General features: G+C 70.5%; 14 protein-coding genes and 1 pseudogene. 7 read left to right on the top strand and 8 right to left on the bottom strand.

The features are described 5' to 3' along the window. Positions 1-7 precede the first annotated feature (7 nt). On the top strand, positions 8-988 hold the full coding sequence (locus ABZV94_RS12160) for a helix-turn-helix transcriptional regulator (RefSeq protein ID WP_356339952.1): 981 nt from the start codon (positions 8-10) through the stop codon (positions 986-988). Here the strand turns inward: ABZV94_RS12160 and ABZV94_RS12165 are convergent. The 7 genes from ABZV94_RS12165 to ABZV94_RS12195 form a co-directional block, all read right to left on the bottom strand. Beyond that, complete coding sequence (locus ABZV94_RS12165) at positions 951-1,994, bottom strand: LuxR C-terminal-related transcriptional regulator (RefSeq protein WP_356339954.1); 1,044 nt, start codon at positions 1,992-1,994, stop codon at positions 951-953. The two genes, ABZV94_RS12160 and ABZV94_RS12165, sit on opposite strands and share 38 nt — an antisense overlap. 174 nt (positions 1,995-2,168) lie before the next feature. Next, complete coding sequence (locus ABZV94_RS12170; RefSeq protein ID WP_356339956.1) at positions 2,169-3,275, bottom strand: substrate-binding domain-containing protein; 1,107 nt, start codon at positions 3,273-3,275, stop codon at positions 2,169-2,171. A 416-nt stretch (positions 3,276-3,691) separates the two neighbouring features. Next, entirely contained in the window at positions 3,692-4,144 is a 453-nt protein-coding gene (locus tag ABZV94_RS12175; protein ID WP_330338735.1) for a helix-turn-helix domain-containing protein, read from the bottom strand. Positions 4,145-4,149: 5 nt separating this feature from the next. After that, the gene (gene dnaJ, locus ABZV94_RS12180; RefSeq protein ID WP_356339958.1) at positions 4,150-5,316 is read right to left on the bottom strand and encodes a molecular chaperone DnaJ; all 1,167 of its coding nucleotides are present in this window, start codon (positions 5,314-5,316) and stop codon (positions 4,150-4,152) included. Positions 5,317-5,358: 42 nt separating this feature from the next. Then, positions 5,359-6,018 (bottom strand): nucleotide exchange factor GrpE, encoded by a 660-nt coding sequence (gene grpE / locus ABZV94_RS12185; RefSeq protein ID WP_356339960.1) that lies wholly within the window; start codon positions 6,016-6,018, stop codon positions 5,359-5,361. After that, positions 6,018-7,862, bottom strand: a complete 1,845-nt coding sequence (dnaK, locus tag ABZV94_RS12190; protein WP_356339961.1) for a molecular chaperone DnaK — start codon at positions 7,860-7,862, stop codon at positions 6,018-6,020. Before dnaK ends, grpE begins: the two co-directional genes overlap by 1 nt. 94 nt (positions 7,863-7,956) lie before the next feature. Beyond that, the gene (locus ABZV94_RS12195) at positions 7,957-8,976 is read right to left on the bottom strand and encodes an MraY family glycosyltransferase (protein ID WP_356339963.1); all 1,020 of its coding nucleotides are present in this window, start codon (positions 8,974-8,976) and stop codon (positions 7,957-7,959) included. A 200-nt stretch (positions 8,977-9,176) separates the two neighbouring features. Between ABZV94_RS12195 and ABZV94_RS12200 the strand changes: the two genes are divergently transcribed. Further along, positions 9,177-11,459, top strand: coding sequence for a (Fe-S)-binding protein (locus ABZV94_RS12200; protein ID WP_356339965.1), 2,283 nt, complete (start codon positions 9,177-9,179; stop codon positions 11,457-11,459). A 70-nt stretch (positions 11,460-11,529) separates the two neighbouring features. Here the strand turns inward: ABZV94_RS12200 and ABZV94_RS12205 are convergent, their stop codons facing one another. Next, positions 11,530-11,859, bottom strand: coding sequence for an antibiotic biosynthesis monooxygenase (locus ABZV94_RS12205; RefSeq protein ID WP_356339967.1), 330 nt, complete (start codon positions 11,857-11,859; stop codon positions 11,530-11,532). Between ABZV94_RS12205 and ABZV94_RS12210 the strand changes: the two genes are divergently transcribed. From ABZV94_RS12210 to ABZV94_RS12230, 5 genes and pseudogenes are all read left to right on the top strand, one after another. Beyond that, positions 11,860-13,542 (top strand): recombinase family protein, encoded by a 1,683-nt coding sequence (locus tag ABZV94_RS12210; protein WP_356339970.1) that lies wholly within the window; start codon positions 11,860-11,862, stop codon positions 13,540-13,542. Positions 13,543-13,801: 259 nt separating this feature from the next. Next, a complete protein-coding gene (locus ABZV94_RS12215) occupies positions 13,802-15,283 on the top strand; it encodes an FG-GAP and VCBS repeat-containing protein (RefSeq protein WP_356339973.1) in 1,482 nt (493 codons plus the stop codon). A 76-nt stretch (positions 15,284-15,359) separates the two neighbouring features. Further along, on the top strand, positions 15,360-16,772 hold the full coding sequence (locus ABZV94_RS12220; protein ID WP_356339975.1) for an FG-GAP-like repeat-containing protein: 1,413 nt from the start codon (positions 15,360-15,362) through the stop codon (positions 16,770-16,772). Between the two features lie 146 nt (positions 16,773-16,918). Next, positions 16,919-16,987 (top strand): annotated as a pseudogene (locus ABZV94_RS12225) (hypothetical protein); the annotation flags it as partial. A 75-nt stretch (positions 16,988-17,062) separates the two neighbouring features. Next, positions 17,063-18,235 carry an FG-GAP repeat protein gene (locus tag ABZV94_RS12230; protein WP_356339977.1) on the top strand — a complete coding sequence of 391 codons (1,173 nt, stop codon included), beginning with the start codon at positions 17,063-17,065 and terminating at the stop codon, positions 18,233-18,235. Positions 18,236-18,252: the final 17 nt, after the last annotated feature.

An 18,252-nucleotide genomic window follows, 5' to 3' on the forward strand; every position in this document is an offset into this window, starting at 1 on the left:
GGCCCCGGTGACGCATCAGGCACACCGCATCGAGGATCTGTGCGCCGCCGGCCGGGAGCTGTACGAACGCGCCCTGCGGGAGGGGCACGTCCCCGCGGCGGACGCGGCCGACGTCCCCTGCCTGGTCGACGCCGGGTTGCTGCACCCCGCCGTGGACGACCCCGGACGGCTGGATCCCGTCTCCCCCGCCGCCGCACTCGACCGCTTCCTGCGCGCGTCCCGCGCCCGCATCGCCGACGAGTGGCAGCGCGAAGGACGGCTGCTGGGGATCCTCCAGCCACTCCTGACCGTCGGCGGCCCGCCCGGCCCACCGGCCGAGACGGCGCACCTCCGGCTCCTCCAGGGCGTCGCGCGCATCAACGACGCGATCGACGAAGCGATGGCCGAGGCCGTCGCCGACGTGCTCTGCGTCCAGCCCAACACCCACTACATGGACGACCGCGGCCAGGTCGGTCAAACCCGCTCCATGCCGCGCGACCAGGCGTTCCTCGACCGGGGCGGCCGCATACGCACGCTGTACCAGAGCACCATGCGACACGTACCGATCACCCTGGCCCGTTACGAGCAGCTCCGCGGCCGGGCCGAGGCACGCACGCTGGACGAACTGCCGGAGCGACAGATCATCATCGACCGTACGGTGGCCTTCATTCCGGCCGACAGCGACATCACGATGGCCCTGGAGGTCCGTAACCCTGCCCTGATCGCTCACTTCATCACCACCTTCGACCGCCTCTGGCACCTGGCCACCCCCATGTACCCCCAGGCCGTCCAGACCCGGTCGGTCAACGGTGTGACCCCGCGTCAACGGGCCATCGCCGCGCTTCTCGTGGAGGGGCACACCGATGCCGTCATCGCCGACCGCCTCGGGATGAACGTGCGGACCGCACGGCTGCACATCGCCAAGCTCGCCGCCACGCTGGGCAGTGAGAGCCGGGCGCAGCTCGGGTTCCTCATCGCGCGGTCGGGGATTCTTGATCCGGACCGGTGAGGGCGGTGGCCGGTGCCGACGGGCGATGCCCGTCGAGGCCGACCTGGGCGATCCGGACGCCGAGCTGGGTACGGCTGGCCGCGCCCAGGGTCTCCGACAGGCGGGCGATGTGGGCGCGGCAGGTGCGCACGCTGATGCCCAGGCGCTCGGCGATGACCGCGTCCTGGTGGCCCTCGGCGAGCAGCGCGGCGATGGACTGCTCGCGGTGCGAGATGCCCTCGATGCCGGTGTCGGGGAGCGGGGCCGTCAGCGGGATCGCCAGGCGCCACAGGCGTTCGAAGACCGTCACCAGATAGGCGATCAGAGCCGGATGGCGCAGCTCCAGCGCCATCGTGCGGTCGGCGTTGGCGGGGATGAACGCCACCGTGCGGTCGAAGAGGATGAGCCGGTCGATGACCTCGTCCAGGGTGCGCGCCTCCACCGCGCCGCCCATCAGCTCCAGGTAGTTCAGCAGGCCCTGGCCGTGCCGGGCCACGTGCGTGTAGAGGTCCCGCATCCGCACGCCCCGGCCGCGCAGCGCCAGCGCCCGGTGCAGGCCCTCGGAGAGCTCGGCCTCCCGCCGGATGCCGCCGGGCTGCACGGTGAGCACCTCGGTGGTGCACGCCTCGGTCGCCTCGTCCATCGCGGCCTGGATGCGGGAGAGCCCGTCCAGGACCCGGATGGCACTGCCCTCGGCCGGCGCCGCCAGCGCGTCCAGCTGCCGGCCCAGGCCCGCGTACCACTCGAACGCGGCCACCGCCGAGCCCACCCGCCGCTGGCTCGCGCTGACCTCGTCGTAGACCCCGCGCAGCAGCCGGGTCATGACCTCCTGCGGGGAGGTCGGCACCAGCCAGTCCATGTCGTCCGGGTCGGGGTGCAGCAGGGCCAGTTCCAGCAGGCAGGGCACGGGTTCGGCGTCCGTGCGCGGCACCCGCCCCCGGCGTACGGCACGGGAGTACACCCGATCCCCGGCTTCACACAGCCGGTCGGCACCGTGAGGGTGCTCCTCCGCCCCGCGCCCGGCCATCGCCCATTCCACCCCCGGTGTGCTGCCACTGCCGTGGCGCAACTATGCGCGGCGCCGAACCGGGTCCGCAACACGGCTCCCTCCACGGCGGCCACCGGAACATCCCGCTGTGTCCGGGTTCGGGCACCGTCCGGGCCGCGCGCCGCGACCAGCCGGGGGTGGGACGCGGGCCTCCTACTTCAGGCCGAGCGCCTCGCAGGCCGCCTTGTACTTGGGGGTGCAGATGTCGCCGACGGAGTAGATGCCGTCCGCGACGACGGTGTCCTTGATGGTGTGCTTGGTCAGCGCGGTCACCTGGACCAGCTTGGCCGGGATGTCCTTGGTGGTGGGGCTGTCCACCCGGTCCTGGGTGAGGGCGTCGAACTGGATGTCCTTGCCCTGGAGCTTGGTGACGGCCATCTGCGCGGCGGCCTCGGCCTCGTCCGGGTAGGACTTGTAGACGCTCATGTACTGATCGCCCGACACCACGCGCTGCACGGCGTCCAGTTCGGCGTCCTGACCGGTGATCGGGGGCAGCTTGGTGACGCCGGCCGCCTTCAGGGCCTTGATGACGCCGCCCGCCATGCCGTCGTTGGCGGAGTAGACGCCGGCGATGTTGTCCTTACCGATCTGCGCGATGGCCCTGGCCATCTCGGCCTGGGCGTTCTCCGGCTTCCACTTGACGGTGTCGAAGCTCGCCGCGATGTCCACCTTGCCGTTCAGCTCGGAGAGCGCGCCCTCCTTGAACTGCTTGGCGTTCGGGTCGGTGGGCGAGCCGTTCACCATGACGATCTTGTCGGAGGTGTCGGCGTTCGGGCCCAGCGCCTCCAGCAGGGAGCGGCCCTGCACCTCGCCGACGAGTTCGTTGTCGAAGGAGATGTAGGCGTCGATCGGCCCCTCGGCGAGGCGGTCGTAGGCGATGACCGGAATGCCCGCGTCCTTGGCCTTCTTCACCTCGCCGGCGATGGCGTGCGCGTCGACCGCGTCGAGCAGGATGACGTCGACCTTGCCATCGATCATGTTCTGCATCTGCTCGGCCTGCCGGGTGGCGCTCGCGTCGGCGTTGGCGTACTCCACCTTGCCCTGCTTCTTGGTGAGTTCGGCCACCTTGTCCTTGATGATGGGGTAGTCGAACGCGTCGTAGCGGGTGTTCGCCTTCTCCGGCAGCAGCAGGCCCACCGTGATGTCGTTGCCCTTGGTCGGGCTCGCACTCGCGCCGTCCCCCGTCACGTTCAGCACGCCACAGCCGGCGAGCGAGAGGGTCATCGTGGACGCGGCCACGGATATGGCGATACGACGCATGCGAGGGCTCACTTCAGGTGCGTTCCGGACGTGGGCGTTGCTATACGGCCCAGGTGTCTGAAAAGACAACGCGGAGGCCGCACCCGGCGTCAAGAAGAATCACTTAACGAGTGCGCAACACCACGCTCAGCTGCATCTGTGGAGGTCACGCGAAACAGCCTTCAAGGGGCCTTTACGGACCGTCCACGCCAAGGGATTTCATGGGAGCGGCAAAGACCGGTACAAGCGCGGCGGTTCGCCACGAGCCGCGATCACGGCGGCCAGCGCGGCGCGCACCGACTCGACCGGAGGACCGAACGAACTCGGCCAGCCGGGTTCCCCCCGGACACCGGCGAGGGCCGTCCCCGCGAGACCGCGCCCGCACACGCGACGAGGGGCCCGGATCACGGGCCCCTCGTCGTGTGCGCCTGTGCGCGTCAGTCCTGTTGCTGCTGCCGCTTCGGCCGCCACACCACCAGCGCGCTGGTCTGCTGGACCTCCTGGTACGGCACCAGGTCGCGCCGGTAGGAGGCGTGCACGGCGGCCTCCCGCTGCTGCATCGCCGCCGCCGCGCCGTCCAGGGCCGCCTCCAGCTCCGCGACACGGGACTGGAGGGCGGCGACCTGGTTCTCCAGTTCGATGATCCGCTTGATGCCCGCCAGGTTGATGCCCTCGTCCTGCGACAACTGCTGCACCTGGCGGAGCAGTTCGATGTCACGGGCCGAGTAGCGGCGGCCCCGGCCGGCGGTGCGGTCGGGTGAGACCAGGCCCAGGCGGTCGTACTGGCGCAGCGTCTGCGGGTGGAGTCCGGAGAGCTGGGCCGCCACCGAGATGACGTAGACCGGGGTCTCCTCGGTCAGTTCATACGGGTTACGTCGACGGCCGTCCATCACTCTCAAGCTCCCTTCGCGGCCTCGAACAGCTCCGCCCGCGGGTCCTCGCCCGCGGTCGCCTCGCGATACGCCTCCAGTGCGTCACGAGCCTTCCCCGACAGGTCCTTCGGGACACTCACCTCGACGGTGACCAGGAGGTCGCCGCGGGTGCCGTCCTTGCGGACCGCGCCCTTGCCCCGGGCGCGCATGGTACGGCCGTTGGGCGTGCCGGGCGGCAGTTTCAGGGTGACGGGCGGGCCGCCGAGGGTCGGCACCCGCACCTCGCCGCCGAGAGCCGCCTCGGCGAAGGTCACCGGCACGGTGACGGTGAGGTTGTCGCCCTTGCGTCCGAACACCGGGTGCTCGCCGACATGGACGACCACGTACAGGTCGCCGGCCGGGCCGCCCCGTTCGCCGGGCGCGCCCTTGCCGCGCAGCCGGATCCGCTGCCCGTCGGTCACGCCCGCCGGGATGCGGACCTGCATCGTGCGGGACGACTTGGCGCGCCCGCTGCCCTTGCACTCCAGGCAGGGGTGCTCGGCGATCAGGCCGCGGCCCTTGCAGTCGGGGCAGGGGTCGGTGAGCGAGAAACCGCCACCGGACCCCCGGGCGACCTGGCCGGTGCCGACGCAGGTCGGGCACACGCGCGGTGTGCCGTTCTTGTCGCCGGTGCCCGAGCAGGCCTTGCAGGGCGCCTGGGAGGACATCCGCAGGGGCACCGTGGCGCCCTCGATGGCCTCCGTGAAGCTCAGCGTGACCTCGGACTCGACGTCCTGGCCGCGCCGGGGCTGGGTACGCGTGCCCGCGGCGCCGCCGCGGTTGAACAGGCCCCCGAAGACGTCACCGAGTCCGCCGCCGAAGCCTCCGCCCTGGGCGGCGCCTCCGAAGAGGTCGCCCAGGTCGAAGTTGAAGGAGCCGCCGGCCGCGCCCGGTCCGGGGCGGAAGCCGCCGTTGCCGAACAGCGCGCGCGCCTCGTCGTACTCCTTGCGCTTCTTGGGGTCGCCGAGGACGTCGTTCGCCTCGGAGATCTCCTTGAAGCGCTCCTCCGCCTTGGCGTTGCCCTTGTTGGCGTCCGGATGGAACTCGCGGGCGAGCTTCCGGTACGCCTTCTTGATCTCGGCCTCGGTGGCGTCCTTGGGGACGCCGAGGACCTTGTAGTAGTCCTTCTCGATGAAGTCCTTGGTGCTCATCCTCGACGCACCCCCCTTCCGCGGTTCCCGTCAGTGTTCACGTCAGCCCTCTTCCGGGCCACCGCTCTCCTTGTCGTCGGCCGCCGGGGCCTCCTCGGCGCCCTCGGCCTTGACGGTCTGCGCACCCGGCTGCGGTTCGGCGACGGCCACCCGCGCGGGGCGGATGGTGCGCTCGCCGATGCGGTACCCGGGCTGCAGGATCGCCACGCAGGTCGTCTCGGTGACGTCCGGCGCGTAACTGTGCATCAGGGCCTCGTGGATCGTCGGGTCGAAGGGCTCGCCCTCCTTGCCGAACTGCTGGAGGCCCATCTTGGCCGCGACGGTCTCCAGCGACTCGGCCACCGACTTGAAGCCGCCGACCAGTTCGCCGTGTTCCCGCGCGCGGCCGATGTCGTCGAGCACGGGCAGGAGCTCGGTCAGGAGGTTCGCGATGGCGATCTCCTTGACCGCGACCCGGTCGCGCTCGACGCGGCGGCGGTAGTTCTGGTACTCGGCCTGGAGCCGCTGGAGGTCCGCCGTGCGCTCGTTCAGCGCCGTGCGCACCTGGTCCAGCTGGGCGACCAGACCGGCGTTGTTCTCTGCGTGTCCGTCCCCGGCCGGGGCCGCCCCCTCCTCGGGGGCGGCCTTCGGCTCGGCGTCGTCGGAGGTGGCGCCTGAGGGGACGTCGGGCTTCTCCTCGAAGCCCGGGGTCTCCTCCGTCATTACGCGGCACCGTCCTTGCGCTCGTCGTCCACGATCTCGGCGTCCACGACGTCGTCGTCGGCCTTGGCCTCACCGGCACCGGTGGAGGCACCGCCCGCGGCCTGCGCGCCCTGGGCGTCGGCGTACAGCGCCTGGCCCAGCTTCTGCGAGACGGCCGCGACCTTCTCCGTGGCGGAGCGGATCTCGGCGGTGTCCTCGCCCTTGAGCTTCTCCTTCAGCTCGGCGACGGCGGACTCCACCTCGGTCTTGATCTCGCCGGGGACCTTGTCCTCGTTGTCCTTGAGGAACTTCTCGGTCTGGTAGACCAGCTGCTCGCCCTGGTTGCGGGTCTCGGCGGCCTCGCGGCGCTTGTGGTCCTCCTCCGCGTAGCGCTCGGCCTCCTCGCGCATGCGGTCGACCTCTTCCTTCGGGAGCGAGGAGCCGCCGGTGACGGTCATCTTCTGCTCCTTGCCGGTACCGAGGTCCTTCGCCGTGACGTGCATGATGCCGTTGGCGTCGATGTCGAAGGAGACCTCGATCTGCGGGACGCCGCGCGGCGCCGGCGGCAGACCGGTCAGCTCGAACATGCCGAGCTTCTTGTTGTAGGCCGCGATCTCGCGCTCGCCCTGGTAGACCTGGATCTGCACCGACGGCTGGTTGTCCTCGGCCGTGGTGAAGATCTCCGAGCGCTTGGTCGGGATCGTGGTGTTGCGCTCGATGAGCTTGGTCATGATGCCGCCCTTGGTCTCGATGCCGAGGGACAGCGGGGTGACGTCGAGCAGCAGGACGTCCTTGACCTCGCCCTTGAGGACACCGGCCTGGAGCGAGGCGCCGATGGCGACGACCTCGTCCGGGTTCACGCCCTTGTTGGCCTCCTTGCCGCCGGTCAGCTCCTTGACGAGCTCGGCGACCGCGGGCATACGGGTGGAGCCACCGACGAGCACGACGTGGTCGATGTCGTTGATGGAGATGCCGGCGTCCTTGATGACGTTGTGGAACGGCGTCTTGCAGCGCTCCAGCAGGTCGGCCGTCAGCTGCTGGAACTGAGCCCGGGTGAGCTTCTCGTCCAGGTGCAGCGGGCCCTCGGCGGACGCGGTGATGTAGGGCAGGTTGATCGAGGTCTCGGTGGAGGAGGACAGCTCGATCTTGGCCTTCTCGGCGGCCTCGCGGAGGCGCTGGAGGGCCATCTTGTCCTTGGACAGGTCCACGCCGTGGCCGGACTGGAACTGCTTGACCAGGTAGTCGACGACGCGCTGGTCCCAGTCGTCACCACCGAGGTGGTTGTCGCCGTTGGTGGCCTTCACCTCGACGACGCCGTCGCCGATCTCCAGCAGGGACACGTCGAAGGTGCCGCCACCGAGGTCGAAGACGAGGATCGTCTGGTCGTCCTTGTCGAGGCCGTAGGCGAGCGCGGCCGCGGTGGGCTCGTTGACGATGCGCAGGACGTTCAGACCGGCGATCTCGCCGGCCTCCTTCGTCGCCTGGCGCTCGGAGTCGTTGAAGTAGGCCGGGACGGTGATGACCGCGTCCGTGACCTTCTCGCCCAGGTAGGCCTCGGCGTCCCGCTTCAGCTTCTGCAGGATGAACGCGGAGATCTGCTGCGGGTTGAAGTCCTTGCCGTCGAGCTGGATCTTCCAGTCGGTGCCCATGTGGCGCTTCACCGAGCGGATGGTCCGGTCCACGTTCGTGACCGCCTGGCGCTTGGCGACCTCGCCGACGAGCACCTCGCCGTTCTTGGCGAAGGCGACGACGGACGGCGTGGTCCGGGCACCCTCGGCGTTGGTGATGACGGTGGGCTCGCCGCCCTCCAGAACGCTGACGACGGAGTTAGTCGTGCCCAGGTCGATGCCGACCGCACGTGCCATGGTTGATTCCTCCAGCTGACTTGAGTGGAACAGGCTCAAGTGTGCATGAGGAGACGCTCTGGGTCAACAGACCTGAGCCAGCCAGACTCAACTCTTATCCGTTCCTTACACGCAAGTGCCCGCTGACCTGCGTGGACGGCGGACGGCGGCCCTGCGGAGCGGGAATCAAAAGGAGGACGAGAACGGCGAAGGCCACGCCACCGGCCACCCACAGCACGGCCGAGTCCCCCGTCCACCCCGTGTGCACGAGCACCCCGACGAGCACCGAGGAGAAGGAGCCCGCCCCCAGCAGCACGACCGACCCCTGCGGGGTGAGCCCGAGCCGCCGCAGCCGGTGCGCGAGGTGGTCGGGGCCGCGCCGCAGCAGCGGGCGCCGGGCCACCCCCCGGGCGAGGACCACGAGCAGGGCGTCGGCGACGGCCACCGCGCTGAGGCAGAACACCACCGCCGCGCTCGGCCCGATGTCGTACCCCGCGCGCGTGAAGACCACCGCCGACGACAAGACGAACCCGGTGAACAGCGAGCCGCAGGCGCCGAGCCCGACCCGCGCCGGATGCCAGTTGTGCATCAGGAAGCCGGTGAGCGCGGCGGCGACCACGCTCAGCAGCACGGCGAGGCCGTCCATCACCTCGGCGGCGGCACAGACCCCGGCACCGAAGGCGGTGACCACTCCGACCGTCCCGGCCAGCCCGTCGGCGTGGTCGAGCCCCTTGAACGCGAGGGTGGCCAGGACGATCCAGCCGATGGCCAGCATCCCGCCCGGCCCGCCCGTCTCGTCGTACGGCACCACGCAGACCGCCGCCACGGCGGTCCCCGCGACCAGCACGCGCGCGCGGAGCCGCCACACGTCGGCCACCAGGCCCAGCCCGGCGACGGCGGCCGCCGCGACGAGGAGCCGTCCGACCCCGTCCCCGAGCGGGGCGACCCGGGTCCATTCACCCGTTCCGGCGACCAGGCAGGTGACGACCACGACCGCGAGACCGCCGAGGAGGGGCAGGGGGCGCTGCCGGCGCCGGTCCAGGATCCCGGCCCTCCGGGCGGGCAGCCGGAGCGCCGCCGCGAGCACGGCGGTGAGGAGAAGGGCTGCGGTGGCGGCGGCGATCCCGTAGAGCACGGCTCTAAGGTAGGGGCGAAAGTATCAATTCGGTACGAATAACACGATCCGATTGGCTGGCGGCGACCCAGATCACCCCGCGCTCTGCTGCATCCCGACGGAAGATGGGGGTAGTCTCAGACGGACTACATAAGTTACCGCTTAGTAATGTCGATCAGCTCAGACAGCTCGTTCGAACCGAGGCCGCCTCAGGAGCCCCAATGCAACTCGCCGCGATCATCGTGTCGCTGGTCCTGATCGTGGTCGGCGTGGCACTGTTCGGCCGCGCCCTCCTGCAGATCTACAACTTCATGCGGCTGGGCCAGCCGGTGCCCGCCGGCACGCGGACCAACGATCCCACACAGCGCACCCTCACCGTGGTCAAGGAGTTCCTCGGCCACACCCGGATGAACCGCTGGGGCATCGTCGGCGTGGCGCACTGGTTCGTGGCGGTGGGCTTCTTCACGCTGCTGCTGACGATCGTCAACGCGTTCGGGCAGCTGTTCAAGGCGGACTGGCTCCTGCCGGTCCTCGGCGACTGGGCACCGTACAACGTCTACGTCGAGTTCATCGGCACCATGACGGTGATCGGCATCCTCGCCCTGATCCTCATCCGCCAGCTGAGCCACCCGCGCAAGCCGGGCCGCAAGTCCCGCTTCGCCGGCTCCAACTTCGGCCAGGCGTACTTCGTCGAGGCCGTCATCCTCATCGTCGGCGTCTGCATCTTCATGCTGCACGCCCTCGAAGGCGCCCAGCACCACGTCGACGGCTACGAGGCCTCCTTCTTCATCTCGTACCCGGTCGTGAAGTGGCTGGGGGGCATGGACGTCTCCACCCTCCAGAACCTCACCTACTTCTTCGCCGGCCTGAAGATCGCGACCTCCTTCATCTGGATGATCACGGTCGCCCTGAAGACCGACATGGGCGTGGCCTGGCACCGCTTCCTGGCGTTCCCGAACATCTGGTTCAAGCGCAACGCCACCGGCGAGACCTCGCTCGGCGCCCTGCTGCCGATGACCTCCGGCGGCAAGCCGATCGACTTCACCGACCCCGGCGACGACGACGTCTTCGGCGTCTCCCAGGTCGAGCAGTTCTCGTGGAAGGGCCTGCTGGACTTCTCCACCTGCACCGAGTGCGGCCGCTGCCAGTCGCAGTGCCCCGCCTGGAACACCGGCAAGCCGCTCTCCCCGAAGCTGCTGATCATGTCCCTGCGGGACCACGCGCACGCCAAGGCGCCCTACCTGCTCGCCGGCGGCGGCAAGACCATGGAGGGCGAGGAGAAGGCGTCCGAGGAGCAGCTCAAGGACGTCCCCGCCGCCGCCCTGGCCGAGGCCGAGCGCCCGCTGATCGGCACCGCCGAGGAGAACGGCGTCATCGACCCGGACGTCCTGTGGTCCTGCACCACCTGCGGCGCCTGCGTCGAACAGTGCCCGGTGGACATCGAGCACGTCGACCACATCGTCGACATGCGCCGCTACCAGGTCATGATCGAGAGCGCCTTCCCGTCCGAGGCGGGCACGATGCTCAAGAACCTGGAGAAGAAGGGCAACCCCTGGGGCCTGGCCAAGAAGCAGCGCCTGGAGTGGACCAAGGAGGTCGACTTCGAGGTCCCGGTCGTCGGCAAGGACATCGAGGACCTCACCGAGGTCGAGTACCTGTACTGGGTCGGCTGCGCCGGCGCCCTGGAGGACCGCGCCAAGAAGACCACCAAGGCCTTCGCCGAGCTGCTGCACATCGCGGGCGTGAAGTTCGCGATCATGGGCGGCGACGAGAAGTGCACCGGCGACTCCGCCCGCCGCCTCGGCAACGAGCCCCTCTTCCAGGAGCTCGGCATGGAGAACGTCATGGCCCTGAACACGGCGTTCGGCGAGGAGCTGGACGACGAAGGCAAGGTCGTGCCCGAGTCCGCGAAGCCGAAGTCGGCGAAGAAGATCGTCGCCACCTGCCCGCACTGCCTCAACACGCTCGGCAACGAGTACCCGCAGCTCGGCGGCGACTACGAGGTCATCCACCACACCCAGCTGCTCCAGCACCTGGTGGACGAGGGCAAGCTGATCCCGGTCACCCCGGTCGAGGGCATCATCACGTACCACGACCCCTGCTACCTGGGCCGCCACAACAAGATCTACACCCCCCCGCGCGAGATCATCGGCAAGGTCCCGGGCCTGCGCAACGAGGAGATGCACCGCCACAAGGAGCGCGGCTTCTGCTGCGGCGCCGGCGGCGCGCGCATGTGGATGGAGGAGCGCATCGGCAAGCGCATCAACAACGAGCGCGTCGACGAGGCCCTCTCCCTCAACCCCGACATCGTGTCGACGGCCTGCCCCTTCTGCCTGGTCATGCTCACCGACTCGGTGAACGGCAAGAAGAACGACGGCAAGGCCAAGGAGTCCATCCAGGTCGTGGACGTCGCCCAGCTGCTGCTCGACTCCGTCAGGACGCCGGTCGACCCGGCGGGCGAGACCGAGGCGGAGAACGAGCCGGAGCCGGAGCCGGTGAAGTAGCGGCCCCCGGCCCGCCCGGAACCCGACGGCGCCCCCTGACCCGCACAGGCAGGGGGCGCCGTCGTATCCGCTAGGCGTTCCTGGGCGCGGCCTGCTGCACCACCTCGAACGACCACAGGGTCGAGCCGGAGGCCGCCGGCTTCGGCCGCTCGCCGCCCTCGCCGCCGCCCTGGTGCGCGGACTTCATCGGCCCCTCCATCCACGCCTGGAAGGACTCCTCGTCACGCCAGCGCGTGTACACGAGGTACTGGTCGGTGCCCTCCACGGGCCGCAGCAGCTCGAACCACTCGAAGCCGTCGGAGTTCTCCACGGCGTGGGCCCGCGAGGCGAACCGCTGCTCCAGGACCTCCCGCTGCTCGGCGGGGACGGTCAGCACGTTGATCTTCACTACGCTAGGCACGTGGCACCTCTCGTCGAACGGGGCCCCGACCGGGCCCCTGATCCGGATCATGTGCGCGCAGTGTCCTACATCCGACAGTCAAGGAAGCGTGAGGACGACTCCGCGTCGTCCCCCGAAGCGCAGCGGACCACGTGCGAGGCACTGATCACGGCCAAGGGGTGGGGGAACGCCGGTCACTTCGCCGACGTGGGCAAATCCGGCTGGGACCGCAAAGTGGTCCGCCCCGAGTTCGAAGAGATGATGTCCGCCGTTCGCGCCGGACACGTAGACGCAGTGGTCGTCTTCTCGCTCTCCCGGCTCACCCGGCAGGGCGCCCTCGAAGCGATGCTGATCAACGAGGAACTTGCCAGATACGGCGTGCGGCTCGTCAGTGTCGAAGAGCCCTACTTGGACACGTCCACCCCCATGGGCTTAGCGATCTTCGGCCTCATCGCTGCGCTGGCTCAGCAAGAGTCAGACCTGAAGTCGGCGTACATCACGGCGACCAAGGAAACGCTGCGCGCTGCTGGCTCCCACGTGTCCGGCATGGCTCCGTACGGCTTCCAGTCGATCCGTCAGCCGCGGGGGGACCTGGTGGTGGTCAAGTTGGTCCCGGACCCGGCAGAGGCACCGCACGTGCGTCAGATGGTCGAGTGGGCGTTGTCCGGCATGGCCGCATCCGCCATTGCCCGCAGGCTGAACACAGACGGCGTGCCGACCAAAGCGGCGGACATGGCAGCGCGCGTGACTGCCCGGCGGGGCAGGGGCCTGAGCAAGCCGCTGGAGCGTACTGCGTGGGTGTCCTCGACCGTGCTGCGCATCCTGCGTGACCCTCGTCTTGCCGGCTATGCCGCTGAACGCCAGGGCACCAAGCGGGTCATTCTGCGCGACGATTCCGGCGCCCCCCTGGTAGCACATGAGGGCATCGTTCCCGCTGATGACTGGTGGCGCCTTCAGGACGTTCTGGACGGCCGTACGCCGCAGGTCGTGAGGCAGGGTGGCCGGTCCGTGCCGTCGCTGCTCGGCGGGGCGGGGATGCTGTTCTGTGGAGTGTGCGGGTCGTCCATGGTGACCGATCGGCGCAACGGAAAACAGCTCTACCGGTGCAACCGGGCCCAGTCCGGCGCTGTGCCCGGGCATGGTGGCCTGGCCATCAACATGGAAGCCGCCGATGATGTGGTCGCCCGTACCGTGTGGTCCCGCCTGACTGCGCTGGACCCCGAGGACAGTGAAGACCTGGAATGGCTTGGGGAGGCAGCGCGCCGATGTGCCGCCCAGGCGGACACGGGCGAACGTCGGGCCGAACTGGCCGCCGCGCAGGCTGAGTTGCAGCACGTACGGGAAGCCCTCCGCACGCTGTACGCCGACCGTCAAGCGGGGCTGTACGCCGGGGCGACTGGCACGGCCATGTTCGCCGAATCCGTCGAGCGGCTGACCGCCCATGAGGCTCGCGTGAGTGAGCGCGTAGCCGAGCTGGGGCGGGATGAGAGTGGCACAGTGGTCATCCCCTCGGAGTGGACGGCCCCCGAGGGCGACCCCATCGGGCCGGAGTCGACATGGGGCGGTTGGGATCTGGAGCAGCGACGTGGCTTCCTGGCTTTCTTCGTCGACCGCATCACCATCGCCAGGTCCGTCGGCCGTGGCCGGAACGCGAACACGGAGGACCGGGTGGCGGTGCGCTGGGCAGAGGCGCCGGCCAAGTAGGCGCCTGAGCACGTGTACGAGGGCGCCACGGGAAAGCCCGCCGGCGCCGAACCGGCGGTGGCCTCCAGTCCCCACCGGCGGTCACAGCAGCCTCAAGGAAAATTACCGAACTCACGTACAACCTTTACGCCCCGGCACCGGTCTCCTGATCGCCGGCCTCCTGTGAACCGCGGATCAACTCGCGTCGAACACGGGGAGTCCGCACCCCATCGACCGCGGATGCCCGCCAGGCATCCCCCGCATGCCGCAGGAGAACCGCATGCACAAGCACCGCCGACTCGCCCTCGCGACGGCCACCGCGGCCGCGCTGACAGGGGGTCTGCTCACCTTCGCCGCCTCGCCCGCGACCGCCGCCGACTCCGTGAAGGTCGCGAAGGCCGACTTCAACGGCGACGGCATCGGCGACGTCGCCACCTCGGCCGCCGGCGCCTACGTCAGCGGCCACAAGGACGCCGGCCAGATCGTCGTGCTGTACGGCACGACCACCGGCGTCTCCTCCGCCAAGCGCACCGTCATCAGCCAGAACACCACCGGCGTCCCCGGCACCGCCGAGGCCGGCGACGGCTTCGGCCGGGAGACGGCCTACGGCGACTTCAACAACGACGGCTACGACGACCTCGCCGTCGGCTCGCCGTTCGAGAAGGTCGGCACCGACACCAACGGCGGCGACCTCGTCATCCTGTACGGCTCCAAGAGCGGCCTGACCGGCAAGTCCGCCCACCTGGTCGACCCGGCCGCCTCCTCGCACGACTACTGGGGCAAGGACCTCGCCGCCGGCGACTTCGACGGCGACGGCAAGACCGACCTGGTCGTCGGCAGCTCCTCCGCCACCCTCTACCTCTACAAGGGCGGCATCAGCAGCTCGGGCACCGCCGGCAGCGTCACCACCGTCAAGCCGCCCATCCTGAACGGCAGCAACGACTACCCGTTCGGCCCGATGAGCCTGACTGCCGGTGACGTCAACGGCGACGGCCGCACCGACCTCGTCGTCGACGGCTACGAGACCTCCACGCAGTACGGCTGGAACACCAACTACTGGCTGCCCGGCACCACGAGCGGTCTGAGCGGCTCCTCCGCCAAGGCCCTCAAGCCCGGCATCATCACGGCGATCGGCGACATCAACGGCGACGGCTTCGGCGACATCGTCAGCGGCGCCGGCTGGGACGCCACCACCGAGGACGGCACCCCGGTCCCGGACGCCTCCAACGGCGGCCGGGTGAACGTCACCTACGGCTCCGCCTCCGGCCCGGCCGGCACCACCGGCATCAGCCAGAACACCGGCAGCGTCCCCGGCACCTCGGAGAAGGGCGACTCCTTCGGCTGGGACCTCGACCTCGGCGACATCAACGGCGACGGCTACCAGGACCTCGTGGTCAGCGCCCCGCTGGAGGACATCGACGGCGTCACCGACACCGGCGCGGTCACCGTCCTGTACGGCTCGGCGTCCGGCGTGGACACCGCCTCCGGCACCCAGTCCTTCAACCAGAACACCACCGGTGTCCCCGGCGGCAACGAGAAGAACGACCTCTTCGGCGCCGACGTCAAGCTCGACGACGTCACCGGCGACGGCAAGGCCGACCTGGTGATCGGCGCCAACGAGGACAACGGCGACGGCGCCCTCACCTACCTGCCGTCCAGCGGCACGAAGATCACCACCTCCGGCAGCCGCTTCATCGGTGCCGGCACCGCCGGCGTCTCCACCTCGGGCACCCCGCAGTTCGGCTCCCTCTTCGCCGACTGACCCGCCCCCGTCCCGTTCGTCCCCGGCCGGGCCCGCGCCTCGCGGGCCCGGCCTCCTCCCCTTCCGGAGCCCCACCTTGCGCAAGCGCGTCCTCCTGCTGGCCGCCACCCTGACCACCGGCCTGCTCACCGCCCTGCCCCTCACCCCCGCCGCCGCCGCGCCCTCCCGTCTGGCCGGCGACTTCAACGGCGACGGCTACCTGGACATCGCCCTGAGCGCCGCCGGCCACCAGGTCGGCTCGGCGCAGCAGGCCGGTGCGGTCGTCGTGCTCTACGGCTCGTCGTCGGGCGTCTCGGCCGCCAAGCGCACCCTGATCACGCAGAACTCCACCGGTGTCCCGGGCACCGCCGAAGCGGGGGACCTCTTCGGCCTGAGCCTGGCCGCCGGCGACCTCGACGGCGACGGCTACTCCGACCTCGTCGTGGGCGCCCCGAACGAGACCATCGGCGACCGGGACGCCGTGGGCAGCGCGACCATCCTGTGGGGCGGCAAGTCCGGCCTGTCCGGCGGCGCCCTGGTGCCCCAGCCGTCCACGCAGGACGAGTGGAACAACTTCGGCACCGGCATCGCGGTCACCGACTTCGACGGGGACGGGAAGAACGACCTCACCCTGACCGGGCGCACCGAGACCCGTGTCTACAAGGGCCCCTTCACCCGCACGGGCACCCCGGTGAGCAACCTCCGCGTCGGCGAACTGGGCACGACGGCCAACGTGTTCGCGGGCGACGTGAACGGCGACCGCACCGCCGAGCGCTTCTACCCGTTCCTCGAAGACGGCGACGAGGGCGGCGACATCACGTACTTCACCTGGAACGGCTCCAAGCACGTCATGAAGGACCTGCCGAAGGCCGACGGTCTGCCCGGCACCATCGGCGACGTCAACGGCGACGGCTACGGCGACGTCGTCCTCGGCGACCCCACGGACCCCGGCACGTCCAAGAAGTCCGGCCACAAGGGCGGCCAGATCTCCGTCTGGTACGGCGGCCCGAACGGCCCCGACCCCGCCCAGACCCCGACCGTCATCAACCAGGACACCGCGGGGGCGCCCGGAACCGGCGAGACGGACGACCTGTTCGGCTCGTCGGTCAGCACCGGTGACATCAACGGCGACGGCTACGCCGACGTCGCGGTCGGCGCCCCCGGCGAGGACCTGGGCAAGTTCAACGAGGCCGGCGCGGTGACGGTCCTGTTCGGCTCCGCCTCCGGCCTGACCACCAAGGGTGCGAAGACCTGGACGCAGGACACGGAGGGCGTGCCCGGCGGCTCCGAGGCCTGGGACCAGTTCGGGCAGTCGGTGCGGCTGACCGACATCAACAAGAACGGCAAGGCCGACCTGGTCGTCGGCGCGGGCGGCGAGAACGGCTACGGCGCCGTCACCGTGCTGCGCGGCACCGCGTCCGGACTGACCACCGACTACGCCAAGTTCATCGGGGCCCGCGACGTCTCCGTGCAGGGCCTCGGCGACTTCGCGTGGGCCATCGCCCAGTGACGTACCCGCGCCCCGGGCGTTCCCGAGGGAACCCCATGCGTCCACGCGTCCTCGCCGTCGCTCTCGCCGGCGCGCTGGCCCCGCTCGCCCTGAGCGTGCCCGCCGCCCACGCGGCCACGGCCGCCGCCCCGTAGGACTTCAACGGCGACGGCCGCGCCGACCTCGCGATCGGCGCCCCCGACGCGACCGTCGGCGGCCAGTCCAAGGCGGGAGCCGTCTCGGTCGTCTACGGCAGCTCCACCGGGCTGAAGACGGCCACCCGCACTCTGATCACCCAGAACACGGCCGGCGTGCCCGGCACCGCCGAGGCGGGCGACGCCTTCGGCAGCGCCGTCGCCTCCGCCGACCTGAACAAGGACGGCTACGCCGACCTGCTGATCGGCGCCCCCGGGGAGGACGTCGACGGCGACACCAACGGCGGCACGGTGGTCGTCGTCTGGGGCGCCAAGTCCGGTCTCTCCGGGGCCCGTACGGTCGTCGACTACTGGAAGGAGGAGACGGACCGTTACGGGCAGGCGCTGGCCGTGGGCGACCTCGACGGTGACGGTGACCTCGATGTCGTGATCGGTTCCACCGGCTCCTGCGCCCTGAGCTTCGTCAACGGCCCCGTCACCCGGTCCGGCTCCTTCCAGGGCGGTTCGGGCGCGGGTTTCCCCGCGGTCTACTCCCCGTCGTACGGCGTCACCTCCGTGTCCGCCGGGCGGATCTCCCCCGCCTGGTCCACCAGCCTGGTGGTGCACGGCCGGCAGCCCCGCACCGGGGCCGCCGTCACCCACCTGGTCACCGACCCGTCCATCGCGAACTACACCGACTGGTGGGAGCAGCTGCCCGCCGGCACGGTCTCGGCGATCGGCGACATCGACAAGGACGGGTACGCCGACATCGCCGTCGGCAATCCGGCCGAGACCTCCGCCGACCCGGCGGGAGGCAAGGGCGGCAAGGTCACCGTGGTCTACGGCGGACCGGGCGGCCGGGACGGCTCCCGCGCCCCGCTGGTCCTCGGCCAGGACACCCCGGGCGTGCCGGGCGCGGCCGAGACCGGCGACGCGTTCGGCGGCAGCGTCTTCCTGGGCGACGTGGACGGGGACGGGTTCAAGGACCTGGCGATCGGCGCGTCCGGCGAGGACTCCGGCGCCGGATCGGTCACCGTCCTCCGCGGCACCGCCCACGGGCTGACGACCAAGGGCGCCGTGTCGTACACCCAGAACAGCGCGGGCGTCCCCGGCACCGCCGGGAAGGGCGACCGCTTCGGCGCACGCGTCCTGCTCGCCGACCACTCCGGTGACCACCGGGCCGAGCTGACCGTGGCGGGCCCGGGTGAGAACGCGGGCGACGGCGCCGTCTGGTCGCTGCGCGGCACCGCCGGCGGACCGACGACGGCCGGGGCGCTGTCCTTCGGTCCGTCGGCCACCGGCGTCTCCACGGCGGGTGCCCCGCGGTACGGCTCGGTCCTCAACGGCTGACACCGCGGGGCGTCAGC

This window comes from Streptomyces sp. NPDC004658, assembly GCF_040609555.1.
Classification (GTDB): Bacteria; Actinomycetota; Actinomycetes; order Streptomycetales; family Streptomycetaceae; genus Streptomyces.